This window comes from Brevundimonas sp. (assembly GCF_032017145.1).
GTDB lineage: Bacteria > Pseudomonadota > Alphaproteobacteria > Caulobacterales > Caulobacteraceae > Brevundimonas.
In genome coordinates this window covers 1-25,843 of sequence record NZ_DALZQC010000028.1, presented here as the reverse complement: position 1 = coordinate 25,843, position 25,843 = coordinate 1, and the positions used below count along the sequence as shown (strand labels likewise).

Annotated in this window: 30 protein-coding genes; 17 read left to right on the top strand and 13 right to left on the bottom strand. The window is 66.1% G+C overall.

Translation table 11 applies throughout. From position 1 onward, the window contains the following. Window positions 1-2 precede the first annotated feature (2 nt). Window positions 3-464, bottom strand: a complete 462-nt coding sequence (gene queF / locus RTU05_RS06955) for a preQ(1) synthase (RefSeq protein ID WP_312596876.1) — start codon at window positions 462-464, stop codon at window positions 3-5. An 804-nt stretch (window positions 465-1,268) separates the two neighbouring features. Here queF and RTU05_RS06950 point away from each other — a divergent pair. The 5 genes from RTU05_RS06950 to RTU05_RS06930 all read left to right on the top strand — a co-directional run bounded on the left by RTU05_RS06950 (window position 1,269) and on the right by RTU05_RS06930 (window position 3,862). Beyond that, window positions 1,269-2,201: a nitronate monooxygenase gene (locus RTU05_RS06950; RefSeq protein ID WP_312596874.1), complete on the top strand. Its 933-nt coding sequence runs from the start codon at window positions 1,269-1,271 to the stop codon at window positions 2,199-2,201. Window positions 2,202-2,236: 35 nt separating this feature from the next. Next, window positions 2,237-2,947, top strand: coding sequence for a TorF family putative porin (locus RTU05_RS06945; protein WP_312596872.1), 711 nt, complete (start codon window positions 2,237-2,239; stop codon window positions 2,945-2,947). A gap of 175 nt (window positions 2,948-3,122) precedes the next feature. Next, window positions 3,123-3,335, top strand: coding sequence for a cold-shock protein (locus RTU05_RS06940; protein WP_292020152.1), 213 nt, complete (start codon window positions 3,123-3,125; stop codon window positions 3,333-3,335). Window positions 3,336-3,419: 84 nt separating this feature from the next. Further along, window positions 3,420-3,581, top strand: a complete 162-nt coding sequence (locus RTU05_RS06935) for a hypothetical protein (protein WP_312596870.1) — start codon at window positions 3,420-3,422, stop codon at window positions 3,579-3,581. Between the two features lie 23 nt (window positions 3,582-3,604). Further along, window positions 3,605-3,862: a hypothetical protein gene (locus RTU05_RS06930; protein ID WP_312596868.1), complete on the top strand. Its 258-nt coding sequence runs from the start codon at window positions 3,605-3,607 to the stop codon at window positions 3,860-3,862. Window positions 3,863-3,864: 2 nt separating this feature from the next. On the opposite strand, the gene RTU05_RS06925 is transcribed toward RTU05_RS06930, so the two are convergent. Genes RTU05_RS06925 through RTU05_RS06910 form a run of 4 tightly spaced genes read right to left on the bottom strand, consistent with a single transcriptional unit; the run spans window position 3,865 to window position 7,096 of the window. Continuing rightward, window positions 3,865-5,025 (bottom strand): cystathionine gamma-synthase, encoded by a 1,161-nt coding sequence (locus RTU05_RS06925; protein ID WP_409411600.1) that lies wholly within the window; start codon window positions 5,023-5,025, stop codon window positions 3,865-3,867. Continuing rightward, window positions 5,025-5,462: a DUF2442 domain-containing protein gene (locus RTU05_RS06920; protein WP_312596864.1), complete on the bottom strand. Its 438-nt coding sequence runs from the start codon at window positions 5,460-5,462 to the stop codon at window positions 5,025-5,027. The genes RTU05_RS06925 and RTU05_RS06920 overlap by 1 nt, the downstream gene beginning before the upstream one ends. After that, complete coding sequence (locus tag RTU05_RS06915) at window positions 5,459-5,686, bottom strand: DUF4160 domain-containing protein (RefSeq protein ID WP_312596863.1); 228 nt, start codon at window positions 5,684-5,686, stop codon at window positions 5,459-5,461. Before RTU05_RS06915 ends, RTU05_RS06920 begins: the two co-directional genes overlap by 4 nt. A 9-nt stretch (window positions 5,687-5,695) precedes the next feature. Beyond that, window positions 5,696-7,096, bottom strand: coding sequence for a cystathionine beta-synthase (locus RTU05_RS06910; RefSeq protein WP_312596862.1), 1,401 nt, complete (start codon window positions 7,094-7,096; stop codon window positions 5,696-5,698). Window positions 7,097-7,259: 163 nt separating this feature from the next. Here RTU05_RS06910 and RTU05_RS06905 point away from each other — a divergent pair, with 163 nt between their 5' ends. From RTU05_RS06905 to RTU05_RS06885, 5 genes are all read left to right on the top strand, one after another. Further along, the gene (locus RTU05_RS06905) at window positions 7,260-7,520 is read left to right on the top strand and encodes a type II toxin-antitoxin system prevent-host-death family antitoxin (RefSeq protein WP_312596860.1); all 261 of its coding nucleotides are present in this window, start codon (window positions 7,260-7,262) and stop codon (window positions 7,518-7,520) included. After that, window positions 7,517-7,954, top strand: a complete 438-nt coding sequence (locus RTU05_RS06900; RefSeq protein WP_312596858.1) for a type II toxin-antitoxin system VapC family toxin — start codon at window positions 7,517-7,519, stop codon at window positions 7,952-7,954. Before RTU05_RS06905 ends, RTU05_RS06900 begins: the two co-directional genes overlap by 4 nt. Window positions 7,955-7,962: 8 nt before the next feature. Further along, window positions 7,963-10,272, top strand: coding sequence for a ribonuclease R (rnr, locus tag RTU05_RS06895; protein WP_312596856.1), 2,310 nt, complete (start codon window positions 7,963-7,965; stop codon window positions 10,270-10,272). Window positions 10,273-10,411: 139 nt separating this feature from the next. Beyond that, window positions 10,412-11,122 (top strand): NUDIX domain-containing protein, encoded by a 711-nt coding sequence (locus RTU05_RS06890; protein WP_312596854.1) that lies wholly within the window; start codon window positions 10,412-10,414, stop codon window positions 11,120-11,122. Window positions 11,123-11,126: 4 nt separating this feature from the next. Next, window positions 11,127-11,540, top strand: a complete 414-nt coding sequence (locus tag RTU05_RS06885; RefSeq protein ID WP_312596853.1) for a DUF5990 family protein — start codon at window positions 11,127-11,129, stop codon at window positions 11,538-11,540. Window positions 11,541-11,542: 2 nt separating this feature from the next. Here RTU05_RS06885 and RTU05_RS06880 read toward each other — a convergent pair whose 3' ends face one another. Beyond that, window positions 11,543-12,109 carry a hypothetical protein gene (locus RTU05_RS06880; protein WP_312596851.1) on the bottom strand — a complete coding sequence of 189 codons (567 nt, stop codon included), beginning with the start codon at window positions 12,107-12,109 and terminating at the stop codon, window positions 11,543-11,545. 126 nt (window positions 12,110-12,235) lie between these two features. Here RTU05_RS06880 and rpmG point away from each other — a divergent pair, with 126 nt between their 5' ends. Then, on the top strand, window positions 12,236-12,403 hold the full coding sequence (rpmG, locus tag RTU05_RS06875) for a 50S ribosomal protein L33 (protein ID WP_003164451.1): 168 nt from the start codon (window positions 12,236-12,238) through the stop codon (window positions 12,401-12,403). Window positions 12,404-12,519: 116 nt separating this feature from the next. On the opposite strand, the gene RTU05_RS06870 is transcribed toward rpmG, so the two are convergent. Both RTU05_RS06870 and RTU05_RS06865 read right to left on the bottom strand, forming a co-directional pair. Continuing rightward, complete coding sequence (locus RTU05_RS06870; protein ID WP_312596849.1) at window positions 12,520-13,881, bottom strand: PleD family two-component system response regulator; 1,362 nt, start codon at window positions 13,879-13,881, stop codon at window positions 12,520-12,522. Beyond that, window positions 13,878-14,243: a response regulator gene (locus RTU05_RS06865; protein WP_166622562.1), complete on the bottom strand. Its 366-nt coding sequence runs from the start codon at window positions 14,241-14,243 to the stop codon at window positions 13,878-13,880. The genes RTU05_RS06870 and RTU05_RS06865 overlap by 4 nt, the downstream gene beginning before the upstream one ends. Before the next feature lie 106 nt (window positions 14,244-14,349). Between RTU05_RS06865 and RTU05_RS06860 the strand changes: the two genes are divergently transcribed. The 3 genes from RTU05_RS06860 (at window position 14,350) to RTU05_RS06850 (ending at window position 17,802) form a co-directional block, all read left to right on the top strand. After that, window positions 14,350-15,618, top strand: coding sequence for a DNA polymerase IV (locus RTU05_RS06860; RefSeq protein ID WP_312596847.1), 1,269 nt, complete (start codon window positions 14,350-14,352; stop codon window positions 15,616-15,618). Window positions 15,619-15,728: 110 nt separating this feature from the next. Beyond that, window positions 15,729-17,024 (top strand): nicotinate phosphoribosyltransferase, encoded by a 1,296-nt coding sequence (gene pncB / locus RTU05_RS06855; RefSeq protein WP_312596845.1) that lies wholly within the window; start codon window positions 15,729-15,731, stop codon window positions 17,022-17,024. A 37-nt stretch (window positions 17,025-17,061) separates the two neighbouring features. After that, complete coding sequence (locus RTU05_RS06850) at window positions 17,062-17,802, top strand: polysaccharide deacetylase family protein (RefSeq protein ID WP_312596843.1); 741 nt, start codon at window positions 17,062-17,064, stop codon at window positions 17,800-17,802. Between the two features lie 31 nt (window positions 17,803-17,833). Here RTU05_RS06850 and RTU05_RS06845 read toward each other — a convergent pair whose 3' ends face one another. Together RTU05_RS06845 and RTU05_RS06840 are read right to left on the bottom strand one after the other, a co-directional pair. Next, window positions 17,834-18,058, bottom strand: coding sequence for a hypothetical protein (locus tag RTU05_RS06845; protein ID WP_312596841.1), 225 nt, complete (start codon window positions 18,056-18,058; stop codon window positions 17,834-17,836). Window positions 18,059-18,156: 98 nt separating this feature from the next. Next, window positions 18,157-19,062 (bottom strand): hypothetical protein, encoded by a 906-nt coding sequence (locus RTU05_RS06840; protein WP_312596839.1) that lies wholly within the window; start codon window positions 19,060-19,062, stop codon window positions 18,157-18,159. A gap of 116 nt (window positions 19,063-19,178) precedes the next feature. Here RTU05_RS06840 and RTU05_RS06835 point away from each other — a divergent pair, with 116 nt between their 5' ends. After that, window positions 19,179-19,637, top strand: a complete 459-nt coding sequence (locus RTU05_RS06835; RefSeq protein WP_312596838.1) for a RidA family protein — start codon at window positions 19,179-19,181, stop codon at window positions 19,635-19,637. A gap of 148 nt (window positions 19,638-19,785) precedes the next feature. Then, window positions 19,786-20,949: a GNAT family N-acetyltransferase gene (locus tag RTU05_RS06830; RefSeq protein ID WP_312596837.1), complete on the top strand. Its 1,164-nt coding sequence runs from the start codon at window positions 19,786-19,788 to the stop codon at window positions 20,947-20,949. A 213-nt stretch (window positions 20,950-21,162) separates the two neighbouring features. Here the strand turns inward: RTU05_RS06830 and clpA are convergent, their stop codons facing one another. The 3 genes from clpA to RTU05_RS06815 form a co-directional block, all read right to left on the bottom strand. Further along, entirely contained in the window at window positions 21,163-23,469 is a 2,307-nt protein-coding gene (gene clpA / locus RTU05_RS06825; protein WP_312596836.1) for an ATP-dependent Clp protease ATP-binding subunit ClpA, read from the bottom strand. A gap of 13 nt (window positions 23,470-23,482) precedes the next feature. Continuing rightward, window positions 23,483-23,812, bottom strand: coding sequence for an ATP-dependent Clp protease adapter ClpS (clpS, locus tag RTU05_RS06820; RefSeq protein ID WP_017504641.1), 330 nt, complete (start codon window positions 23,810-23,812; stop codon window positions 23,483-23,485). A gap of 168 nt (window positions 23,813-23,980) precedes the next feature. Then, window positions 23,981-24,472, bottom strand: a complete 492-nt coding sequence (locus RTU05_RS06815; protein ID WP_312596833.1) for a TIGR01841 family phasin — start codon at window positions 24,470-24,472, stop codon at window positions 23,981-23,983. A gap of 308 nt (window positions 24,473-24,780) precedes the next feature. Between RTU05_RS06815 and RTU05_RS06810 the strand changes: the two genes are divergently transcribed. Then, a partial coding sequence (locus tag RTU05_RS06810; protein WP_312596831.1) for a D-alanyl-D-alanine carboxypeptidase family protein occupies window positions 24,781-25,843 on the top strand: 1,063 nt, incomplete at its 3' end.

Below are 25,843 nucleotides of genomic sequence, written 5' to 3'. Positions count from 1 at the left end.
GGTCAGCCTCGGCCGCGATAGGTCGGCACGCCCTGATCCGGCAGCCACAGCCCCTCGGGCGGCGCGCCCGTCTGCCAGAAGACGTCGATGGGAATGCCGCCGCGCGGATACCAATAGCCGCCGATCCGCAGCCATTTCGGGGCCAGCAGGTCCGCCAGCCTGCGGCCGATGGCGACGGTGCAATCCTCGTGGAAGGCGCCGTGGTTGCGGAAACTGGTCAGATACAGCTTCAGGCTCTTGGATTCGACCAGCCAGTCGCCCGGCGCATAGTCGATGACGATGTGGGCGAAGTCCGGCTGGCCGGTGACGGGGCACAGGCTGGTGAACTCCGGCGCCGTGAACCGGGCCAGATAAAGCGTGTCCGCGTGCGGGTTCGGCACCCGCTCCAGCACGGCGGTTTCGGGGCTGGTCGGGGCGGCGGTCTGGGCGCCCAGCTGGCTCAGGTTGTCGGTGTAATGGGTCATGCCGGGCATTTAGGCGCTTGCGGCGCGTCTGAAAATCCTCTCGCATCGTGGGCGGACGAAAGACACGCCATCCATCCTTTCTCTCGAAGACTTCGTTCGCCGTTTCAAAGTCTTCGCGCCCCGCAGCGTCAATCGACCGAACGCGCCGGAAAACGCCCGTATAATGCGCCGTTTCGAACCGCAGGACGAAGCGTTGGACTCACTTGGACTCATTGGACTGTTTTTTTCGGAGTCCAACTTCACCCGTCCAATCGCGCGCTCCTTCACTTTGCACTCCATTTCCGAGTGCAGTGCAATTTCACGCCCACTCCGATTTCAGACGATTGAGACCCTGTTTTTCCGCGCCACAGTCTTGAAGCGAGATTGGACCGACACATGATAGCCCCGATCTTTATTGCTTTTTCAATTTCACTCTCGTCGCAAACTGCGCCTTCGCCCCCGACGCCAGTCGATGTTCGACCGGCCATGCGCTGGACTGTACAGCCTCGACCGACGCCGGCCGACTTTCCGCCTGAGGCTTTGCGTAAACGTACAAGCGGCCGCGTTGATGTGCGTTGCACCGCAACAGTCCGGGGCGTCCCGTCGTCTTGTATCGTTGTCGCGGAAACGCCGGCAGGGCTCGGTTTTGGACAGGCCGGCATCCACGTCGTGCAGCGCGGCCGGCTGGATCCGGCAAGTCTCGGCCCAAGCGACGAGGACCGGACGTTCACGGTCGGCGTGCCTTTCAACGCACCGCCGCGCTGACGATTGCCTTCCCCCGCAATAGCCCGCTAAGCGTAGCGAAAGAAAACCAAGGAGATGCCCGTGGCCATTCCCACCTCGCTGCAAAAAGGTCTGACCCTGCCGATCATTTCGGCGCCCATGTTCCTGGTCTCGGGGCCGGACCTGGTGGTCGAGGCGTGCAACGCCGGGGTGATCGGCACCTTCCCCTCGCTGAACCAGCGCACGACCGAGGGCTATCGCGAGTGGGTCCGGGACATCAAAGGCCGACTGAAGCCAGAGGCCGCCGCCTTCGGCGTCAACCACATCGTGCACCAGACCAATCCCCGGCTGATGGCCGATCTGGAGGTGTCGGTCGAGGAGAAGGTGCCGCTGATCATCACCTCCCTGGGCGCCGTGCGCGACGTGGTCGATGCGGTGCATGGCTATGGCGGTCAGGTCTTCCACGACATCGCCAACATCCGCCATGCGCGCAAGGCGGCCGAGGCGGGCGTCGACGGTCTGATCCTGGTGGCCAACGGCGCGGGCGGCCATGCCGGGATCATCAACCCCTTCGCCCTGGTCAACGAAGTCCGCAGCTTCTTCGACGGCACCATCATCCTGTCGGGCGCGATCTCGACGGGTCAGGACGTGGCGGCGGCCCTGATGTTGGGCGCCGACTTCGCCTATATGGGCACCCGCTTCATCAACACGGACGAGGCGATGGCCGTCCCTGCCTACAAGCAGATGATCATCGACAGCGGCTCGACCGACATCGTCCATACGCCCGCCGTCTCCGGCATTCCGGCCAACTTCATGAGCAAGTCGCTGATCGAGAACGGCGTGGACCCCAAGCAACTGCCGGACCATAAGCTGGACATGGGCGCCGAGGCCAAGGCGTGGAAGACCGTCTGGTCCGCGGGCCAGGGCGCAGGCGCCATCCACGACGTCCTGCCGACCGCCGAACTAGTCGCGCGCCTGCGACAAGAGTTCGCTCAGGCCACGGATCAATTCGCCATCAAGACCGGAGCGCGTTAAAGGCGCCGAACCGCATTTCGCGCGTTGGAGCCGTCATGATCCGCACCGCCGCCCCCCTCTTCGCCGCCTTCGCCGTCGCCGCCGCCCTGGCTGCGCCGGCGGCGGCCCAAACCGCCTCGGGGCCGTCGTGGAGGGACGCCTGGTCGTTCGAACTGGGCGCCGGCACGGACAACCGCTCCAAGAACGCGTCGAAATCCGGCAACGACGGCTACGCCTTCGGCTCGGCGACGTGGCAGAGCGCAGACGGCCTGTTCTACGCCGGCCCCGGCTTCGAGACGGTCCAGTCCGGCGGCTCGAACGTCGAGGCCGAGTTCGTCGTCGGCTATCAGCCCGAGGCGTTCGGCTATCAGTTCGATTTCAACGTCGCCTACAAGAACCGCCTGGGCGCCGAGGGCGGCTACGATCAGGACGCCTGGGAGCTGACCGGCAACGTCAGCCGCGCCATCGGCCCGGCCAGCGCCCGGCTGCAGGTCCAGTATTCGCCCGACGCCGCCGGCCCGACCGAATCCTTCACCTGGGTCGAGGGCCAGATCGGCTGGGACTTCACCCCCCGGCTGAACGGCACGGCGGCGGTGGGGCGGCGCGACCAGACGGGCGGCCCCGACTACACAGGCTGGAACGCCGGCGTCACCTACGCCCTGACCGACGCCCTCTCGCTGGATGTCCGCTATCACGACACCGACGCCGACACTTTCGGCGAGCAGTACAAACAGGCCCTGGTCGCCAAAGTGTCCTACGGGTTCTGACGCCGCCCTTGCGCAACGGGGACCGGCTTCCCATCTAGGGCCTGTCGATCTCTCTCTGCGTAACGCCGCTGCTCCCTTTGCATCACGCACCGAGGTCCAAAAGCCGATCCCATTCAGACCCGACAGGCCGACCAGGGATCCCTCCCTGCGGTCAACGCCAGACGGAGGTCTCCAAATGGCTACCGGCACTGTTAAATGGTACAATCCCACTAAAGGCTACGGCTTCATCGCGCCCGACGATGGCGGCAAGGACGTCTTCGTACACGTCTCGGCCGTCGAAACCTCGGACCTCGGCTCGCTGAACGAAGGCCAGAAGCTGTCTTATGAAATCGAGCGGGACGCCCGCTCGGGCAAGGAATCCGCCGGTCGCCTGACGGCGGCGGAGTAGGACACGCTCCAGACGTCCAATACGAACGCGCCGGTCTGTGAAAGGGCCGGCGTCATCGCCTTCGACGGCGAGGTCATCACGCTGATGCCGCTCGGCGGACGACGGGTTCGTCTGGACAACGGCCATCTGATCACGGTCCTGCCCTCGCTGGGCGCCCAGACGGGCGTCTCGCTGCCGGGCGACCGCGTGACGGTGGAAATCGCCTTCAATTCGCTGAAGGGCTGGCGCCTGTCGCGCCGGCCCTGAAGCCTCTGCATACGGATGCCGACATGACCCCGCTCGCCGACATGATCCCCGCGATGACCGACGCCGACCTGACCACGCTGCGCGCCAACGCCGCCCGCCTGGTGGAACACGGCGCCTCGACACAGGTCATGGCCGCCAGCGACATCATCCCGATCATCGACGTCGAGATCGCCCGCCGCGCCGCCCTGCCCAAGCCCGCCAAGGCGCCGGTGAAGCGCGCCGCTCCCAAGAAGAAGCTGCCGCCCGTCACCGGCCACCAGACCGCCCTGCCCTCCGGCTGAACTCAGCTCAGCGCCTGATCCAGGTCCGCGATCAGGTCCTCGACATTCTCCACCCCGACCGACAGACGGAACAGATTGTCGGTCACGCCGCCCGCCTCGCGAACCTCCTTCGGGACCGAGGCGTGGGTCATGATCGCCGGGTGGTTCACCAGGCTTTCGACCCCGCCCAGCGATTCCGCCAGGGTGAACACCTGAACCCGCTCCAGCACGCGCTTGGTGCGCTCCAGATCGCCGTCCAGGATCACCGTCACCATGCCGCCGAACCCGCCATGCATCTGGCGCGCGGCCAGTTCATGCTGCGGGTGGGCGATCAGGCCGGGATAGATGACCTTGGCGACTCCCGCCCGCGTCTCCAGCCAGCGCGCCACGGTCAGGGCGTTCTCGCAGTGGGCCTTCATCCTGAGCGCCAGGGTCTTCAGGCCCCGGTTGGCCAGGAAGGCGTCGAACGGCCCCATGATCCCGCCGACCGAGTTCTGCAGGAACTTGATCCGCGTCGCCAGCTCTGCGTCTGCGGTCGCCAGCACCCCGCCGATGATGTCCGAATGGCCGTTCAGATATTTGGTCGCCGAATGCATGACCACATCGGCTCCCAGGCTCAGCGGCTGCTGGCAGAAGGGGGTGGCGAAGGTGTTGTCCACGATCAGCAGCAGGCCATGCGCCTTGGCCACCTTCGACAAAGCGGCGATGTCGGCCAGCTTCATCAGCGGATTGGTCGGCGTTTCGACCCACAGCATCTTCGTCCTGGGCGTGATCGCCGCCTCGACCGCCGCGATGTCGCTCAGGTCCACATAGGCGAAGTCCAGCCCCATGGTGCGCCTGCGCACCCGTTCGAACAGCCGCCACGAGCCGCCATAAAGGTCGTCGCCGGTGACCACATGGTCGCCCGCGTCCAGCAGCTCCAGCGCCGTCGAGGTCGCCGCCATGCCCGAGCCGAAGCCGAACCCGTGCGTGCCGCCCTCCAGGTCCGCGATACAGGCCTCGAACGCCTCGCGCGTCGGGTTCTTGCCCCGCGCATACTCATACCCCTTGTTCACGCCAGGGCTTTCCTGGGCATAGGTCGAGGTGGCGTAGATCGGCGTCATCACCGCACCCGTGGTCGGGTCGGGATGTTGTCCCGCATGGATGGCGCGGGTGGAGAACCCCTGGCTGTTCTTGTTCTTCATCAAGCGGCTTTCAACGCGTCCCAGCCCTTGCAGGCCAGTTGAATGGATCGAGGCACCGTCGCCTCTGTCGAATATCTGATCACGCTGGCTCGCGAGATGCCCAAGGCCTCGGCAGCCGCAGTCGCGGAAAAGCCGTTGCGAATCCGCCATTCCAGGAACGACCGCGTGTCCTCACGTCCCCAGGACGACAGGCTGTCCAACCACAGGGAGTCTGCGCCGATTTCGATGCCGCCGGGCCACACCAGACTATGGCCCCAATCGCCCAGAACGACGGCCGTGAAAACGGCAGGCTCGCGCAACGCTTCATAAGCCTCGTCGACCATCACATTGCTCAGGTCGACCCTGGCCTCCCGACCATCGCTCCAGCGCAAATCAAGCCAATACGGAGCGGACCCCTTCACGCCGATCAGCTCAGGTTGTCGTTCGACGCCCATCATGGGTTCAACTCGTTCCAAACATCCAGCAACTCGGACTGCCGCCCGCTGGCCCAGGCGATGGCGGCGGCGAGCGATCTCGGATCATAGGCTCCTATGATGACTTCCAAGGTGGCGATTGCAACCGAACACCGCCAGCCGCGCCCCTCTACATGAAAGTGGGGGACGCCATGATCGCGCCCGTAAACCGCGATCTTCCAGGCCGGCGCGCGATGCAGCGTCACCACCGATAAGGCTCAGCGGTTCAGGCTGAGGTGGTTGATCAGGTCGGTGCGGGTGATCAGGCCGACGAAGGTTTCGCCATCCAGCACGATGGCCACGCGGTCGCGGTCGAAGACGGGGATCAGGGCGTCCAGCGGTTCGTTGACCTGAACCGTGTCCAGATCGCGCGTCATGGCCGAGGACACCGGCTTGGCGAACCGCTCCTTGCGCGTGATCTCGTCGGTGTTCATCACCTGGATCAGGTCGCTTTCGTCCAGAATGCCGACCAGACGGCCATCGTCGATGATCGGCAGTTGCGACACGTCGGCGCCCTTCATCCGCTTGAAGGCGGTGTCCAGGGTGTCGCCGGGGCCGGCGACGACCACGTCGCCCTTGTCGTATTTGCGGTTGATCAGGTCCGACAGATCGCCGTGGATTTCGCGCTCGCCCAGGCCCTGATCCGCCAGCCAGGCGTCGTTATAGACCTTGGACAGATATTTGGCGCCGGTGTCGCACACGAAGGTCACGCAGGTCTTGGCTTCGGTCTGTTCGCGGCACCAGCGCAGAGCCGTGGCGATCAGGGTGCCCGACGACGAACCGGCCAGAATGCCTTCCTTCAGCAACAGTTCACGCGCCGTGGCGATGGCCTCTGCGTCAGGGATGGAATAGGCCCTGTCGATCAGGCTCATGTCCGCCGTGTCGGGCACGAAATTCTGGCCGATTCCCTCGACGGTGTAGCCGCCCTCCGGTCCCGGCACGCCGTCGTTGACGATGCCCGCCAGGGTCGAACCCACCGGATCGGCCAGGATGATTTCGGCCTTGGAGCCGACGCTCTTCAGATAGCGAGCCGTGCCGGTGATGGTGCCGCCCGAGCCGATGCCGGCGACGAAGGCGTCGATGTCGCCGCCCGCCTGCTCCCAGATTTCCGGCCCCGTCGTCTTCACATGGGCCTCGGCGTTCGAGGGGTTGGCGAACTGATTGACGTAATAGGCGCCGGGAATGGCCTGCGACAGGCGCTCGGCCATGTCGGTGTAATATTCCGGGTGGCCGTGCGGCACGTCCGAACGGGTCAGGCGAACATCGGCCCCCATGGCCCTGAGATGCTGGATTTTTTCCTTGGACATCTTGTCGGGGATGACCAGAAGCACCTTATATCCCCGCGCCCGGCCGACCAGGGTCAGCGCCAGGCCCGTATTGCCCGCCGTGGCCTCTACGATGGTGCCGCCCGCCTTCAGCCAGCCTTCCCTTTCGGCGGCGTCCAGCATCTCGATGGCGATCCGGTCCTTGATCGAGCCGCCGGGGTTCTGGGACTCCAACTTGAGCAGCAGCCGGCATTTCCCGGTGTCGATCTTCGTCACCTCCACCATCGGCGTCTTGCCGATCAGATCCAGCGGCGACGAGACGGTCGCGCTCAGGGCGGGGGCGTTGAGGGACATCGAAGACTCCATTCGGGATCGGCGGAAGCTGAAGCCCCACATCCACCCGGTCAACTTAAGCAAGATTTGACCGCGGTCGAAGACTCAAACGCCCTTATCGAGCCGCATACTGGCGAACCGGCACAAGAATGGCTATATTTATGGCTATATTCGGAGATACAGGATGGCCGCCTACAGCGTCGCCGAAGCCAAGAACACCTTGCCGCGCCTGCTCGATAGAGCGATTGAGGGCGAGAAGGTCATCATCACCCGTCACGGCAAGCCGGTCGCGGAAATCCGCTCCTTGCCCGCTGAGCGCGCGCCGATGTCGCGCGAACAAAGGCATGCTTTGATCGATGACTTCGCCAGGCGTCGCAAGACCTTGCCCCCACTCGATATCTCGGCTGCAGACCTGATCCGCCAGATGCGCGACGAAGGCATATGACGCTTTATTTCGACGCAAGCGTCATACTGGCTTTGATGCTTAATGAACCTGCCGCTGACGCCGTGGACCGCTTCATGAAGAATCATGATCAGACGATCGACGTCAGCACCTTTTGCATAGCCGAGTGTTCGGCCGCCATCACGGGGCTGGTGCGGATGAAGCGACGTTCGGAATCCGAAACCTCGATCCTGCTGCAACGCCTCGACGAATGGCTTGACGCCTTCAGCGCCCGCACGCTGGTCGTGGACGCCGATGTCGAGGAGGCGTGCGCCCTGACGCGGCGTCTCGACCTGAAACTCAGAACACCCGACGCGATTCACATCGCCATCGCGCGACGGCTGAATGCACGCCTCGTCACACTCGACCAACCTATGGCGCAGGCTGCGAGCCTGCTGAACCTGGACTGGGTCGATCCTACAATCCTATCGAACTGAAAGAGCGAATGGCTCACACACCAAAGAGACCGCCCGCCGGTCTCCCCGACAAAGACACTCTGGTCGCCTTCCTGCGCGAGGCCGGATCGGCCGAGAAGACCGATATCGCCCGCCACTTCGGACTGAAGGGCGGCGACCGCCGGGCTTTGCGCGAAATGATCCGCGAGCTTGAAGCCGAAGGCCGGCTGGGCAAGCGCGGCCGCAAGGGTTTTTCCGAAGCCGGCGCCCTGCCCCCCGTCGGCGTCGCCGATGTGATCGAGCGCGACGGCGACGGCGAACTGCGTGTGCGCCTGGTCGAGGCCAGCCCCGATGCGCCCCACGCCCTGCTGATCCCCGACAAGACCAAGGCCGCGCCGGGCCTGGGCGACCGCCTGCTGGTCAAGTTCCAGCGCGGCGACGACGGCTGGGAGGCCCGGCTGATCAAGAAGCTGGACGTGGGGACCAACCGCGTCCTGGGCGTCATCCGCAAGTCGGCGCGCGAAACCCGCGTCGAGCCCGTCGACCGGCGCTCCAAGGACGTTCTGCTGGTGCCCCAGGCCCAGTCCGGCGACCTGCGAGACGGCGATCTGGTTCTGGCCGCCATCGAAAAGGGCGACCACCGCTATGGTCCCAAGCGCGGCAAGATCCTGGAGCATATCGGCAAGGAGGACGATCCCCGCGCCGCCTCCCTGATCGCCATCTACGCCCACAGCATCCCGACCGGCTTCTCCGAGGCCGTCGAGCGCGAGGCCGAGGATCAGGAACTGCCGACGCTGAAGGGCCGCGAGGACCTGCGCGACGTTCCCTTCATCACCATCGACCCCGCCGACGCGCGCGACCACGACGACGCGGTCTATGCCGTGCGCGACGAAGACCCCAAGAATGAAGGCGGCTGGATCGTGTGGGTCGCCATCGCCGACGTCGCCGCCTATGTCCGCCCCGGCTCGCAGCTGGACCGAGAGGCGCGCGAAAAGGGCAACTCCACCTACTTCCCCGACCGCGTCGAGCCGATGCTGCCGGAGGTGCTGTCGAACGGCCTGTGCAGCCTGAGGGAAGGCGAAAACCGCGCCTGCCTGGCCGTGCGGATGGTCTTCGACAAGGACGGCCGCAAGACGGGCCACAGGTTCGTGCGCGGCCTGATGCGGTCGCACGCCAAACTGTCCTACGAACAGGCGCAAGCCGCCATCGACGGCCAGACGGACGACGCCACCGGCCCGATCATGGAGGCCATCCTCTATCCGCTGTGGAACGCCTATCACGCCATGCTGAAGGGCCGCCTGAAGCGCAGCCCCCTGCAGATCGAATCGGCCGAACGCCGCATCCGCATGGCGCCGGATGGCGGGATCGCCGCCATCGAAAAGCGTACCTCGCTGGAGGCGCACCGGCTGATCGAGGAGATGATGATCCAGGCCAACGTCTGCGCCGCCGAAACGCTGGAGCAGAAGAAGACGCCGCTGATCTACCGCATTCACGACGCGCCCAGCCAGGAGAAGATCTTCAATCTGGCCGACTTCCTGCACACCATCGGCAAGCCGTGGAACAAGGGCGAGCCGGGCACCACCAAGCGGTTCAACAAGCTGCTGGACGAGACGCGCGACACCGAACACGCCGATGTGGTCAATGAGGTCGTGCTGCGCACCCAGATGCAGGCCATCTATTCGCCTGAGAACGTGGGCCACTTCGGCCTGAACCTGGACCGCTACGCCCACTTCACCTCGCCGATCCGGCGCTATTCCGACCTCATCGTACATCGAGGCCTGATCCGCGCATTGAATCTGGGCAAGGACGGGCTGACGGACCGAGAAATCGCCGAACTGCCCGCCATCGCCGAACAGGTCACCTCGACCGAGCGCCGCTCGATGGCCGCCGAACGCGACGCCATGGATCGATACATCGCCGCCTTCCTTGAGGAGCATATCGGCGCGACCTTCGCCGGGCGCATCACCGGGGTCACCCGCTTCGGCCTGTTCATCCGGCTGGAGGACACCGGCGCGGATGGTCTGGTCCCCGTCTCGACGCTCGGCAGCGAATATTTCACCCACGACGACCGCGCCCACGCCCTGGTCGGCGAACGTACCGGCAAGCGGTTCACCCTGGGCCGGATGGTCGAGGTCAAGCTGCGCGAGGCCACGCCCGTCACCGGCGGTCTGGTCTTTGAAATGCTCAGCGAGCCGGAACCCCGCGATCCCAACGCCCCGGCCCCGCGCTATGGCATTCGCGGGCGCGGCGGCGACGGCCCGCCGATGCGCGGCAAGAACCGCCCCGGCGGCCCCAAGCCCCGCAACGGCGCCAAACCCTCGGGCGGCCTGAAGGGCGTCAGGAAGGGCAAGCGGAAGTGACCCAAACATCCGCTCATCCCGGCGAAAGCCGGAACCCAGTGCTTTCGTTCGCACCGGCGGTCGGGATCGAGTCCCGAGGATCATCTCGAAAACGGATCGCCCAAAAATCTGGGTCCCGGCTTTCGCCGGGATGAGCGGGATGAAGGATCACCCCTTCGACGCCGCCCAGGACCTGGCGGACGCCCCGCGTTCGCCAGGGGTTCGTCAGAGGCCCAAGGACGCCGCGACCCTGATCCTGACGCGCGGCGGATCGCGGCCCGAGGTGCTGATGGGGCGGCGCGCGCCGGGGCATGTGTTCATGGCGTCGAAGTGGGTGTTTCCGGGCGGGCGGATCGACCGCAGCGACTTCACCGCCGCCGCGACCGGCGCGTTGTCATCCGATGCCGCGCGCCGGCTGGAAGGCGAGTTGCCCGCACGCCGCGCCCGCGCCCTGGCCCTGACGGCCGTGCGCGAGACGTTCGAGGAGACCGGGCTGCTCCTGGGTCGGCCCGCGCCGCCGGCCAGCGTCGCCGGGCCGTGGCGCGAGTATCGGCAGGCTGGCGCCCTGCCCGATCTGTCGGTCCTGTCCTATATCGCCCGCGCCATCACCCCGCCCGGCCGTGCGCGCCGGTTCGACGCGCGGTTCTTCATGGCGCCGGCGGAGGCCCTGCTGACGCCCGAGCCGACGGCCGGATCGGGCGAACTGGACGAGATCGCCTGGCTGCCGCTGGATCAGGCGCGCGCGCTGGACCTGCCCGCCATCACCCGGTTCGTGCTGGGCGAGTTGGCCGAACGATTGACGCAGCCGAACCGTCCCCTGCCTTTCGTGCGGATGGTGCATGGACAGCACCGGGTCGAACACAGGGACTGAACCCATGGCCGCCGCGACCATCACCCTGCGTCTGACCATCGCCGACCCGGTCGCGGGCGTCGGCTACAGCCTGCAGGACAAGGCCAGCATGCCGGTGGACGCGCGCATAGCCGGCGACGGCCCGATCGGTTTCGACGCGCCCGCCACCCTGTCCGACGACGGCCGCCTGACCGGACCCTTCGTGCGGCGCGAGGGGCCGACGCGGCGGTTCGTCTATATCGCCATCGGAACCTCGGCCGGTCAGCACGCCAGCGAGTGGAGCCGTCGCGCCAAGATCGACGTTCACGACATCCCCGCCGACCTGCTGGCCCAGGCGCGGCAGGGGCGTGTGCTGGAGGTCGTCGTGCCCGGCCGCGCCCGGGACGGCGGCCCGGCCTGCGCAACGGTGCGTCCTCTTCTGGCCTGGCGCGCCGTCTGACCTTAGTCCGTGATCGGCTTGGTCAGGTCGAAGTCGACGCGGAAATGCCGGTTGGGACGGCGCAGTTCATAGGCGAACATCCGGTCGGGATGGACCTCCATCGCCCAGACATTGGTGGTCGAGACCGCCGCATCATTGGCGTTGAACAGGGCCACAGATTCGGCGTCCACCGGGAACTCCTGCCGCTCGGCCGTGCCGACATTCGCCGTGTCGCCGCCATACCAGTGCAGCACGTCCGTCGTGCCGTCCGCGTGTCGGTGGTCGTGCTTCAGCCGCAGGCCCGCGTCAGTCTTCGTCACGACCCAGGTCCGCGAACGATCTTCCCCTACCGCAAAGGGAATGCGCACCTCATCCGCCGAACAGTCGCGGACGTGCATGATCAGCCGCTCGCTGGCGAATTTTTCGTCGGCGGCGTCTGTCGTTACGACCCGGCCTTCGAATCGCTGGCCGCACAGGGCGTTCAACCGCGCCAGGAAATCGTCCTGCGCCGGCGCGGAAGACGCGGCGGCCACGCCGGCGGACGACAGGCAGATCAGGGCCGCAGCGGCCAGCAGGGATGCGATTTTCATGCCGTCAGACTATATGTGCGCCCCGCCCCATCAACGCGTCATCGCGCCCGTTGACTTTGGGGCGATCCTGAGTATGTTCCGCGCCTCTTATTTTAAGCGGCTTTCGCCGTCGCAGAGGTAATTCCGATGGCCAAACCGGCTTCCATCAAGATCCGCCTGAACTCCACGGCCGACACCGGCTTCTTCTACGTCACCAAGAAGAACGCCCGCACCATGACCGAAAAGATGGTCGTCAAGAAGTACGACCCGGTCGTGCGCAAGCATGTCGAGTTCAAGGAAGGCAAGATCAAGTAAGGCCTTCGAACCTCGTCATCCTCGGACAATGAGCGAAGCGAGGCCGATCCGAGGATCAGAATCGAGAACGCCCGGCTGGTCACCAGCCGGGCGTTTTTCGTTGTTGGGGCCTGATCTCAGGCCGCGCGGGCGATGACCCGGTTGCGGCCGGCGGCCTTGGCCTCATAGACTCCCTCGTCGGCGCGTTTCAGCAGACCCTCGGGCGTGTCGCCGTCACCGACCGTGGCGGCCACGCCGATAGAGATGGTGATGGTGATCTGCTCCTTGCCGCCCATGACCCGGAAGGGGGCGGAGGCGACGTCGCGGCGGATGCGTTCGGCGACACGGCCCGCGTCCTCCAGACTGGCGCCCGGCATGACGACCACGAATTCCTCGCCGCCCATGCGACACGGCAGGTCCACGGCGCGGACGTTGGTGGCCAGGCGCACGGCGAACTCGACCAGCACCTCGTCGCCCGCATCATGGCCGAAGCCGTCGTTGACCGACTTGAAGTGGTCGATGTCCAGCACCAGCGCCGCCACCTGGGCGCCGCCCTGGGCCGCGCGACCCACCAGGGCCTGAAGCTGGCCGGTCATGTAGCGCCGGTTATGCAGGCCGGTCAGGGCGTCGGTGACGGCCATCTCCATGCTGCTGTCCAGCTTGTGCCGCAGGAAGTCGGTGTAGCGTTTGCGCCGGATCTGGGTGCGGACCCGCGCCGACAGCTCTTCGGTGTCGATCGGGCGCGGCAGGATGTCGGCGGCGCCCAGTTCCAGCGCCTTGACCATGCGCGGTCGCTCGGCCGCATCGACGATGGCCAGGATCGGCGCCCGGCGGGCGTCGCCCGACTTGGCCTGGGCCACGATCCGCAGGCCGTCGAAGCCCGCCGCCGCCACATTGACGATGATCAGGTCCAGCACGCCCCGCGCCGCGGCCAGGGCCGCCTCGGGATTGGATTCGATGGTGACGCGGTGTTCCGAACCCAGTTCAAGCGCGATCTTCTCAGCCTGGCGCAGGTCGTCGTCGACGATCAGCACGCGGCCGCCCTCGCTGCGCAGCCGGGCCGCGCCTTCCGAATCGACGCCCAGGCGCCGGCCGCTTTCCTCGCGCTCGCGCAGTTCGTCCATCACCTGTTTCAGCCGGGTCAGCGACTTGACCCGCGCGAACAGGATCACGTCGTCGATGGGCTTGGTCAGGAAGTCGTCCGCGCCGGCCTCCAGCCCGCGAATTCGGTCCTGACGCCCGTCCAGGGCAGTGACCAGGACGACCGGGATGTGGCGTGTCGCAGCCTCTGCCTTCAGACGTCGGCAGGTTTCGAACCCGTCCATGCCGGGCATCATGACGTCCAGCAGGATCAGGTCCGGCTGATGCTCGGCCGCCAGGGCCAGCGCCGTGACCCCGTCGTTGCAGGTCAGGACATCGTAATATTCGACCGTCAGCTTGGCCTCGAGTAGGCGGACGTTCACGTCCACGTCGTCGACCACGAGGATGCGCGCGCTCATCCCAGGTGCTGCCGGATTGTGTCGAGGAAATGCATGACCGAGATCGGCTTGGAGATATAGGCCTCGCAACCGCCCTGGCGGATCCGCTCCTCGTCGCCCTTCATGGCGAAGGCGGTCACGGCGATGACGGGGATGTGGTTCAGTTCCTCGTCGTCCTTCAGCCACTTGGTGACTTCCAGCCCCGAGATTTCCGGCAGTTGGATGTCCATCAGGATCAGGTCGGGGTGGTGGGCGCGGGCCAGGGCGAGCGCCTGCAGCCCTTCGCGGGTCTGCAGGGTCTCATAGCCCTGGGAATCGAGCAGATCATGAAAAAGCTTCATGTTCAGCTCGTTATCCTCGACGATGAGGACTTTCTTGGACATCATCACCTGACCTGCGCGCCCCTCGAACGCGGGACGCCTCGTTGGTCGCATTCGTAGGCGGGCAGTCTTAAGTTGGGGTGAAGCCAAACTTACGGAGACCTTAAACGTGGCCATCAAGGCCATCTGTCGCGACTGTCTGTGGACCGGCGAGGACCCCGCCGGGCCGCCGGATGGCCGCTGTCCGGCGTGCGGATCGCGACGGATCGTCGCCGATCCCGAACTGGACCAGCTGTCCATCGCCCATATGGATTGCGACGCCTTCTACGCCTCGGTGGAGAAGCGCGACCGGCCCGAACTGCGCGACAAGCCGGTCATCATCGGCGGGGGCAAGCGCGGGGTGGTCTCCACCGCCTGCTATGTCGCGCGCCAGTACGGCGTCGGCTCGGCCATGCCGATGTTCAAGGCGCTGAAGGCCTGTCCCGAGGCCGTGGTCATCAAGCCGGACTTCACCAAATACGTCTTCGAGTCCCAGCGCATCCTGGGCGCCCTGGGCCAGCTGACGCCGCTGATCCAGCCGCTGTCGCTGGACGAGGCCTGGGTCGATCTGTCGGGCACCGAACGGTTGAACGGCGGCCCGCCGGCTTTGCAACTGATCCGCTTCCAGAAGCGGATCGAGGAGGAGACCGGCCTGACCGTCTCCATCGGCCTGGCGCCCAACCGCTTCCTGGCCAAGCTTGCATCTGAACTGGACAAACCACGAGGCTTTTCCGTCATCGGGGCCGCCAACGCCCAAGCCCTGTTGGCGCCGCGCCCCGTCACCGCCCTGCCCGGCGTCGGCCCGGTGTTCGGCAAGGCGTTGCGCAGCGACGGCTATTCCACCATCGGCGACCTGGCGCGGGCGGATGTGCGCGATCTGGTCAAACGCTACGGCGAATCGGGTCTGCGCCTGCACGACCTGGCCCACGCCCGCGACGCCCGCGCCGTGAACCCCGAGCGGGACCGCAAGGGGATGAGCGCCGAGACCACCTTCAACGAAGACTTGACGTCGGCCGAGGCGCTGGAGGCCGAGCTGTGGCCGCTGTGCGAGAAGCTGGCGTCCAAGGCCCGGCGCGATGGCGTCGCCAGCCGGGTGCTGGTGCTGAAGTTGCGGCGGGCGGACTTCAAGATCGTGACCCGCCGCATCACCCTGCCCGATCCGGTCCAGACCGCGCGCGCCCTGTTCGCCGCCGGGCGGGATTTGCTGAAACCGGAACTGGGGCGTCCCTATCGCCTGATCGGCATCGGCATGGCCGATGTTCAAGACGCCGAGGACGCGCCCGCCGGCCTGTTCCAGACACCGGAAACCCGCGCCCTGAAAACCGAACGCGCCATCGACGCGCTGCGAGAGAAGTTCGGCAAGGACGCCGTGGTGGCGGGCCGGGCGCTGAAGGGGTGAGGCCGCACCGTTCTCACCCCCGTCATCCTAGGCCTTGTGCCTAGGATCCATGTGTGTGGAAGAGGCGGAAAAAACGTGCACTCCCCCGTCCCATCGGCTCAAATGTCGCCATGGACCTCGCCAAACGCGCCTATGACCACGGCTTTCGCCTGGACCCGATCGTCCGCAGCCTGCTGGACACCGACTTCTACAAGCTGCTGATGCTGCAGATGATCTGGCGCGAGCATCGCGACGTGCCGGTCACCTTCCAGGTCATCAACCGCACCAGGACGGTGCGGCTGGCCGAAGAGGTCGACATCGCGGCCCTGCGCGAACATCTGGACCACGCCCGCACCCTGCGCTTCACCAACAAGGAACTGGTCTGGCTGTCGGGCAACAGCTTCTATGGGGTGAAGCAGATCTTCTCGCCCGATTTCATCGCCTGGCTGACCGACTATCGCCTGCCCGACTACGACCTGTCGGTTCAGGACGGGCAGTATGTGCTGACCTTCTCCGGCGGCTGGGCGGATGTGACGCTGTGGGAAATTCCGGCGCTGGCCATCCTGAACGAGTTGCGCTGCCGGGTCGGCATGCAGCGGCTGGGGCGGTTCGAACTGGACATCCTTTACTCGCGCGCCAAGACCCGGCTGTGGTCCAAGGTGGAGCGTTTGCGGGCCTTGCCCGACCTGGCCCTGTCGGATTTCGGCACGCGGCGCAGACACGGTTTCCTGTGGCAACGCTGGTGCATTCAGGCGCTGAAGGAAGGGCTGGGCCGGTCCTTCATCGGCACGTCGAACGTGCTGCACGCCATGGAGAACGATCTGGAGGCCATCGGCACCAACGGCCACGAACTGCCGATGGTGATGGCGGCGCTGGTGCCGGACGACGCGGCCCTGGCCCAGGTTCCCTATGCCGTGCTGGACGAGTGGCGCAGACATTATGCCGGCAATCTGCTGATCGTCCTGCCCGACGCCTTCGGCACCGAGGCGTTTCTGGATCAGGCGCCGGACTGGGTGGCCGACTGGACCGGCTTCCGTCCCGATTCCGCCCCGCCGATCCCCGCCGGCGAGCGGTTGATCGACTGGTGGACATCGCATGGGCGCGATCCGAAGGAGAAGCTGCTGATCTTCTCGGACGGCATGGACATCGACGGCATCGAGGCGACCCACGCCCATTTCCACGGGCGCGCCCGTCTCAGCTTCGGCTGGGGCACCAATCTGACCAACGACTTTCGCGACTGTTCGCCCGCCTTCGCGCCGGAACTGGAGCCGATCTCCCTGGTCTGCAAGGTGGTCGAGGCGGGCGGTCGCCCGGCCGTCAAACTGTCGGACAATCCAGAGAAGGCGGTCGGCGATCCGGCCGAGATCGAACGCTATCGTCGTGTCTTCGGCGTGCGCGGCGTGACGGCGCAACCCGTCACCGTCTGAAACTCGACCTTAAGGCGGCTGTGGCACAAGGCCGGTCATGAACGCCTTCATCGACAAGATGCGCCGCCGCGCCGGCCGCTATCTGGACGTCCGCCCCGTCGATATCCGACCGGCGCGCGGTGTGCTGAGCCTGTCGTTCGACGACATCCCCGCCAGCGCCTGGACCGAAGCGGGGCCGATCCTGGCCCAGCATGGCGTCAAGGCGACGTATTATGTGTGCGGCGGTCTGGCGGGCTGTCGCAATCTGGACCTGCCTCAGTTCGAGGTCGAGCATCTGCAGGCCCTGCACGCGGCGGGGCATGAGGTCGGCTGCCACACCTACGAACACGTCTCGACCCTGACCCTGTCGCCCACTGAACTGGACGCAAGCCTGGCGCGCAACGCCGCCTGGGTGGCCGAGCGGCTGGACGGATACGAAATGCAGACCTTCGCCTATCCGTTTGGCGACTGCGCGCGGACGGCCAAGCCCGTGATCGACCGCCGGTTCCTGTGCGGACGCGGGGTGCGCGACGGCGTCAACACGGGGACGGCGGACCGCAATCTGTTGCAGGCCATCGGTCTGGAGAGCCGCCGCCTGCCCGGTTACGACCTGGAGGCGCTGATCGCGGACACCGCGGCGTCGAAGGGCTGGCTGATCGCCTACGGCCACGACGTCAGCGACGACCCGACGCCCTATGGCTGTCGCCCGGAGGACATCGATCGTCTGATCCGCCTGGCCAAGGCGGCGGATCTGGACATCCAGCCGGTGGCGGCGGCGTGGCAGGTGGCGACGACCTGAATCGCTGAACCGAGGCCGTACCTCAGGGCGGTCAGCCCTTTCCTCGCCTTCTCAGCAACCCGATTGACCATTCCCCCAGTCCGAGCACCACGGCGGCCGCCAGCGCGACCAAGGCAATCTGGCCGTGGGACCATCCCAAGAACACCGTGGCGATCGGGTGTTCGCCTTGGGTCGCCGCATCGAACACCCAATGCACATCTCGGCCCCGCACCCCGGCCCCGGTCACGACCTGCTCACCGCCTAATCGGTCGGCCATCACCGGCCTTATGACGGCGTTCAGCAGGACGCCGACGAAGAGCGGGCCGATAAGCCACAGATTGGCCGCCAGGACCTTGAGGCGTCGTGGCTTCCGGGTCAGGCGACGCCTCCGGCCTTGCGCCGATCCGCCCAGGCGATCAGCTCTTTTCTCGGCCAGATCATCAGCCAGGATCGCGCGGTGTATTCGCCACTGTCGATCAGCGCCTTCCTCGACGGCGAGGCCGTGCCGGCTCGCTCGGTGTGGATCGGCGCCGGCCCCTGATGCACCATGAAGGCGCCGCCGTTCAGCGGATTCAGACGCAGGTGGGCCAGACGCGGGCTGATCTCGGTCAGGGGCGGGTCGTAGAACCAGCTGGAGCCGATCATGCCCGCCAGTTCGGACCGGGCGCGGCACAGTTCGGCCGCCGTCGCCCAGGCCTCGTTCCAGCCGTCCTCGTTGAACCCGCGCAGCCATCGGCTTTCGGTATGAACCTCCAGCCATGGCTCCCTCTTCGCCCCCGCCGCCAGATAGCGGAACAGCGGCTTGAGGCCCCAGCCGTCACGGACGTGTTTGACGATCTGGCCCGGCCCGACCGGCGACGACAGGTCGATGACCTGGCTCTTGGCCCCCGGCACGCTGAGCGCCAGCGAGAACCGCACATCCTTGGACCAGTGGTCGAACTCGTAATCGCCCCCGGCCTTGGTGATAAACGCCGCCAGTTGTTCGATCCAGTAGGGATAGAGAGCCATCACCTCGGCCGGCAGGCGCATCGCCGCCGCGCGGTCGGGCAGTTGCAGCGCCCAGGCGGCGACCAGGCCGCGCCGCACGTCATCCGAGGCGTCAGCGCCCAGCAGGGCGTCAACCGCCTTGGCCGGCATCTCAAAATCCCAGTGCGGTGCGGCCTCGGCGGCCTTCCGCGCGGCCGGGACCAAGGCGGCGTCCACGCGCGCGCGGTCGTCGGGCGACAGGCGCGCCAGAACGGCATGGAAGGCGGCGACGTCAGGGGTCAGGTGCATATCCATGTTCGCACAATGCCACGATGCGGTTGGCGAACCTTTAAAGCTCACCAAAGCCGCTAAGTGCGGGTGACGCCGCACGCGCCTCGCGCTAAACCGCGCCAATATCAAAAGGAGCCGCCATGAGCATCGAAGCCCGCATCGCCGAACTGGGCATGACCCTTCCCGAACCCGCCAAGCCGGTCGCCAGCTATGTGTCCTTCGTCCGCTCCGGCAACCAGATCACCATTTCGGGCCAGCTGTCGAACGACGCCAATGGCGGGATCAGGGGCACCGTCGGTGTCGATGTGACCCCGGAGCAGGCCGCCGAGGCCGCCCGGCTGTGCGGCCTGAACCTGATCGCCCAGATCAAGGCCGCCTGCGACGGCGACCTGGAGCGCGTCATCCGCATCGTCAAACTGGGCGCCTTCGTGCAGGCCGGTCCTGAGTTCGAAGCCATTCCCGCCGTCATCAACGGCTGCTCGGACCTGATGGTCCAGGTCTTCGGCGACGCGGGCAAGCACGCCCGTTCGGCCGTGGGGGTCTACAAGCTGCCGCTGGGCTTCGCCGTCGAGATCGACGCGATCGTGGAGATCCGCTGATCGTAGCCCCTCATAACCTCCGCTCATCCCCGCGAAAGCGGGGACCCAGAGTTCTGGGCGAACCGGCCTGGCCCATGGGTTTGGCTGAACGGCCAAGCGCTGGAGGCGTGAAAGAACTGGGCCCCCGCTTTCGCGGGGATGAGCGGGTATGAGTTTTCAAATCTCCGTTCACGACGGGATCGCCGACATCGGCCGCCAGGCCTGGGACGCCTGCGCGCGTCCCACCGGCGATCCCTTTGTCTCCTACGACTTCCTGCATGCCTGCGAGGCGTCCGACAGCGCCACGCCGCGCCAGGGCTGGGCCGCGCGACATCTGGCGCTGCGCGATGGCGACAATGCCGTGCTGGGCGTCATGCCCCTCTATCTGAAGGGCGACAGCCAGGGCGAATATGTCTTCGACCACAGCTGGGCCGACGCCTATGAGCGGGCGGGGGGTCGCTACTATCCCAAACTGCTGGGCGCCGTGCCCTTCACCCCCGCGACCGGACCGCGCTTCCTGAACCACCCGGACGCCGACGCCGCGACCGTGCGCCAGGCCCTGCTGCAATGCGCCCTGACCCTGGTGGAGCGGCTGGGCGTCTCGTCCCTGCACGTCAACTTCCCCACCCGGCCGGAGTGGGAGGCCATGACCCAAGCCGGACTGCTGCCGCGCCAGGACATCCAGTTCATCTGGCGCAACGAGGGCTATCAGACCTTCGACGACTTCCTGGCCGCCCTGTCGTCCAACCGCCGCAAGTCGATCCGGCGCGAGCGGCGCGACGCCCAAGCCGACCTCGACATCCGCATCCTGACCGGCGCCGAGATCGAGCCGGCCCATTGGGACGCCTTCTTCGCCTTTTATATGGACACCGGCTCGCGCAAATGGGGCCGACCCTATCTGACGCGCGACTTCTTCGACCGCATCGGGGCGACGATGGCCGACCGGATCGCCCTGGTCATGGCGTTTCGCGATGGCGCGCCCATCGCCGGCGCCCTGAACTTCATCGGTCGCGACGCCCTCTATGGCCGTCAGTGGGGCGCGCTCGAGGACGTGCCCTTCCTGCATTTCGAGCTGTGCTACTATCAGGCCATCGACTTCGCCATTTCACGAGGCCTGTCCCGCGTCGAGGCGGGCGCGCAGGGCGAGCACAAGATCGCGCGCGGCTATCTGCCCGCCCCCGTCTATTCCGCCCACTTCATCGCCGACCCCGCCCTGCGCGCCCCCGTCGCCCGCTATCTGGAGCGCGAAGGCCCGGCGGTCGAGGAACAGAGGGCCGCGATGACGGCCGAACTGTCGCCGTTCAAACAGGCTGACGGCCCCGCACCGCGATAGCGGGCGATAGATGGCTTCATCACAACGCCCACAGCGAGGCAGGACGACCACGACGAGATCGTCTCCGTTGTGATCGCCGTGTCCCGTCGTGTTCGTTGTGACGAACCGAGCTTTCGACCGGGCCCAGACGCTCGCTGACGCGAGACTTGCGATCACGAAAAAAGGCCCAGCTGTCGCCAGCCGGGCCTTTCGTTTCTGCAGGTACGGCGCAGATCAGGCCGTTTCTTCTTCCTCTTCAGACTTCGCCGGGGCGCCGGAGGGGCTGGCGATGTCGAAGTCGATCTTGCCGTCCTTCAACTGGACCTTGACGTGTCCGCCGCGCGTCAGGCGGCCGAACAGGATGTCGTCGGCCAGCGGCTTCTTGATCGAGTCCTGGATGACCCGCGCCAGCGGACGCGCGCCGTACAGTTCGTCGAAACCGTTCTTGGCCAGCCAGTCGGCGGCTTCGTCGGTCAGAGAGAGGGTGATGTTGCGGTCCGCCAGCTGGGCTTCCAGCTGCAGCACGAACTTGGTCACCACCGAGCGGATCGTCTCGGCGCCCAGCGACTTGAAGGCCACGATGGCGTCCAGGCGGTTCCTGAACTCGGGCGCGAACAGGCGTTGGATGGCCTTGTCGTCCTCGCCCTCGACCTTGCCGCGACCGAAGCCGATGGAGGCGCGGGCGTTGTCGGCGGCCCCAGCGTTGGTGGTCATGATCAGGATGACGTTCCTGAAATCGACCTTCTTGCCCACCGCATCGGTCAGCATGCCGTTGTCCATCACCTGCAGCAGGATGTTGTAGACGTCCGGGTGCGCCTTCTCGATCTCGTCCAGCAGGATGACGGCGTGCGGATGCTGGTCCACGGCGTCCGTCAGCAGGCCGCCCTGGTCATGACCGACATAGCCCGGAGGCGCGCCGATTAGGCGGCTGACCGTGTGACGCTCCATATATTCGGACATGTCGAAGCGCTGCATCTCGATGCCCAGGGTGGCGGCAAGTTGCTTGGCCACTTCGGTCTTGCCCACGCCGGTCGGGCCGCTGAACAGGAAGCTGCCGATCGGCTTGTTCGGGTCGCGCAAACCCGCCCGCGCCAGCTTCATCGCCGCCGACACCTGTTCGATGGCCTGTTCCTGACCGAAGACGACGCGCTTCAGATCGGCCTCCAACTCACGCAGGCTCTCGGTGTCGGACTTGGACACCGACTTGGCCGGGATGCGCGCCATCTTGGCGATGACGGCCTCCACCTCCTTCTGGCCGATGACCTTCTTGCGCTTGGATTCGGTCAGCAGCATCTGGCCAGCGCCTGCCTCGTCGATCACGTCGATCGCCTTGTCCGGCAGTTTGCGGTCGGTCATGTAGCGGGCCGACAGTTCCACCGCCGTTCGAATGGCGCTGTCGGTGTAGCGGACCTTGTGGTGCTGCTCGTAATAGGTCTTCAGACCTTTCAGGATCTTCACCGTATCCTCGACCGTCGGCTCGTTGACGTCGATCTTCTGGAAGCGACGCACCAGGGCGCGGTCCTTCTCGAAGTGCTGGCGATATTCCTTGTAGGTCGTCGATCCCATGCAGCGCAGGGTGCCGGACGCCAGAGCGGGCTTCAGCAGGTTGGACGCATCCATCGCCCCGCCCGAGGTGGCGCCCGCGCCGATCACCGTGTGGATCTCGTCGATGAACAGGACCGCGTTGTCGTGGTTCTCCAACTCCTTGACCACCTGTTTCAGGCGTTCCTCGAAGTCGCCGCGATAGCGGGTGCCGGCCAGCAAGGCGCCCATGTCCAGCGAATAGATGGTGGCGTCCTTCAGGACGTCGGGCACCTCGCCGTTCACGATCTTACGGGCCAGACCTTCGGCGATGGCGGTCTTGCCGACGCCAGGATCGCCGACAAGCAGCGGATTGTTCTTGGTCCGGCGGCACAGGATCTGGATCGAGCGTTCGACCTCGGCCTGGCGGCCGATCAGCGGATCGACCTTGCCCTGGCGCGACTTCTCGTTGAGATCGACGCAATAGGCTTCCAGCGCCTCGCCGCCCTGTTTGACGGCCGACTGGTCTTCGGCCTCTTCGGGCGAGGCGCCCTTGGCGGGTTTGGCCTCGGAGGCGCCGGCCTTCTTGGCGATGCCGTGGGCGATGAAATTGACCGCGTCATAGCGCGTCATGTCCTGCTCCTGCAGGAAATAGGCGGCGTGGCTTTCGCGCTCGGAGAAGATGGCGACCAGGACGTTGGCGCCGGACACCTCTTCGCGGCCCGACGACTGGACGTGGATCACCGCACGCTGGATCACGCGCTGGAAGCCGGCGGTGGGCTTGGCGTCCTCGCCGTCGGCCGTGGCCAGGGCGGCCAGATCGTTGTCGACATACAGGGTCAGCGCCGCCTTGAGCGCGTTCAGATCAACATTGCAGGCGCCCATGACGCCGGACGCATCCGGGTCGTCGATCAGCGCCAGGAGCAGATGCTCCAGCGTGGCGTATTCATGCCTGCGCGCATTGGCGTATCCCACCGCGCGGTGCAGGGTTTCTTCGAGAGGACGGGAAAATGAAGGCATCGGGAGGCTCCTCTCAGTCCTTTTCCATCGTGCATTGCAGAGGGTGCTGGTGGCGACGCGCGGTCTCGATGACCTGCGCGACCTTGGTCTCGGCGACCTCATAGGTGAAGACGCCGCAGACACCCACGCCATGCTGGTGCACATGCAGCATGATGCGGGTCGCTTCCTCGCGGCTCTTCTGGAAGAACCGCTCCAGCACATAGACGACGAACTCCATCGGCGAATAATCGTCGTTCAGGATCAGCACCCGATACAGCGAGGGCTTCTGAAGTTTCGGCTTGGTTTCGGTGACGACGGCGGTTCCTTGACCGCCGCCCGTCTCGCCGGGCCTTTGAATGGGCATTCGTGTTCCGTAATCGGGGAGTCGTCTTGGCTAACAGATAGGGAATGATGGCCTGATTTGAAGCGGCGTCCAGTCACGGATTGCGTGAATGGCAAATCACGGATGCAGAACGAAAAAAGGCCCCGGAGCGAACTCCGGGGCCTTTTCGATTTCCAAGGTCGCTTCGGTTTAGCGCGCGGCCTGGAAGCTTTCGACCGAGGCGGCGACGCGCTCGTTGATCGGCTTCAGGCTGTCCTTGACCGTGGCGGCGACGATCTCGTTCGTCTTGGTCATTTCGGCGACGTAGCGTTCCATGGACTTCTTGGCCCAGGCGGTCTGCAGTTCGAAGAACTCCTGCACCGAGCGGGCGGTCGACAGTTCCTTGGAGGCGGCGACGCCGTCTTCCCAAGACGTCTTGGCGAAGCCCAGAGCCTGTTGCGACAGCGCCTCGGCGCCCTTCTGGGCGACGGTGGCCGACTCGACCATGGCGTCCAGGTTCTTCTTGCCGTGAGCGTTCAGCTCGCCCAGCGAGGCGACCGACTTGTCGATGCCTTCTCGGAAGGCTTGGGTTCCGGCGGCCTGCATCGTCTCGGCCTGGGCCTTGACCTTGGCGCCGGCCGAAGCGGTGGCGGCGGCGGCTTGATCGGCGGTCTTCTTCATCGTTTCGGCGGCGTCGGCCATGATCGTCTCTCCGGTGTTTGCCCGCCCGGGGGTGGCGGCGGTGCGGAAAATCTGACGCGAGGCGAACCCTCGCAGAACCGCAGTATGCTGCAAGTGCGAAAAGAACGCAAGGCATCATTGTGCGCTGCACAATGTGATCGGCGATAAGCTGACAGCCATAACCTCGATAGGCGGTTCAAATTCGCGTTGACGGGCGGTTAACCACCATGAAACCCCAGGTTCCTATGCTAACCCTTTCGTCGCGTCGGCCGGGGGGCCTGCCGCACCCTGCTCGCCAAGGGCTTGATTACCAAGGGGTTGTATCGCCCATGATCGCCTTCCTCCGCCGCGGCCTTTTCGCCCTCATCGCCGCCTCGCTGGTGCTGGGCGCCCATGTCCGCCCGATCGAGGCCCAGTCTCAGGAAAGCAGCCGTTACGCCGCCATCGTGATCGATGCGGCGACCGGAGAGGTGCTGTTCGCGCGCCACGCCGACAGCCGCCGCTATCCGGCGTCCCTGACCAAGATGATGACCCTGTATCTGACGTTCGAGGCCCTGTCGCAGGGCAAGGCGAACCTGAACGACGTGCTGACCATCTCTCCCCGCGCCGCCTCGCAGCCGCCGTCGAAACTGGGGCTGGCGGCGGGTCAGACCATCACCCTGGACAACGCCATGCGCGCCACCGCCGTCCGGTCGGCCAACGACATGGCCCTGGCCATCGGGGAGCATATCGGCGGGTCCGAGGCGCGCTTCACAAACATGATGACGATGAAGGCGGAACAGCTGGGCATGACCCAGACCCGCTACGTCACCGCCAACGGCCTGCCCGATGCGCGCCAGCTGACCTCTGCGCGCGACCAGGCCATCCTGGCGCGCGCCATCATGCGCGACTTCCCCCAGTATTACAGCTATTTCGGCCTGCACGACTGGGCCTACAACGGCCGCAACTATCGCAACACCAACGGCCTGCTGCCGACCGGGCGCGGCTATGACGGGATGAAGACCGGCTACACCAACGCCTCGGGCTATAATCTGGCGGCCTCTGCGGTGCGCGACGGGCGTCGCCTGATCACCATCGTCCTGGGCGGACGCTCGACGGCCAGCCGCAACGCCCACGTCGCTGAACTGATGGACACCGGCTTCGAGGTCGAGCGCCGTCGGGCGCAGGGCGAGCGAATCCAGGTCGCCCAGACATTCTTCGAGCAACGCGGCTTCGGCATCGGCGGGGAGTCCGCGACGGGCGACGCGCCCATCGCCTACGCCTCGATCCGCGAAGACGAGGATGACGAGGCCGCAGGCTCCACCGCCGTCGCCTATACGGCCGCTCCGGTGCCGGCCGTCCTGCCGACCCGCGTCGCGCCCGCGCCGTCCGAACGCGCGGCCAACCAGCGCG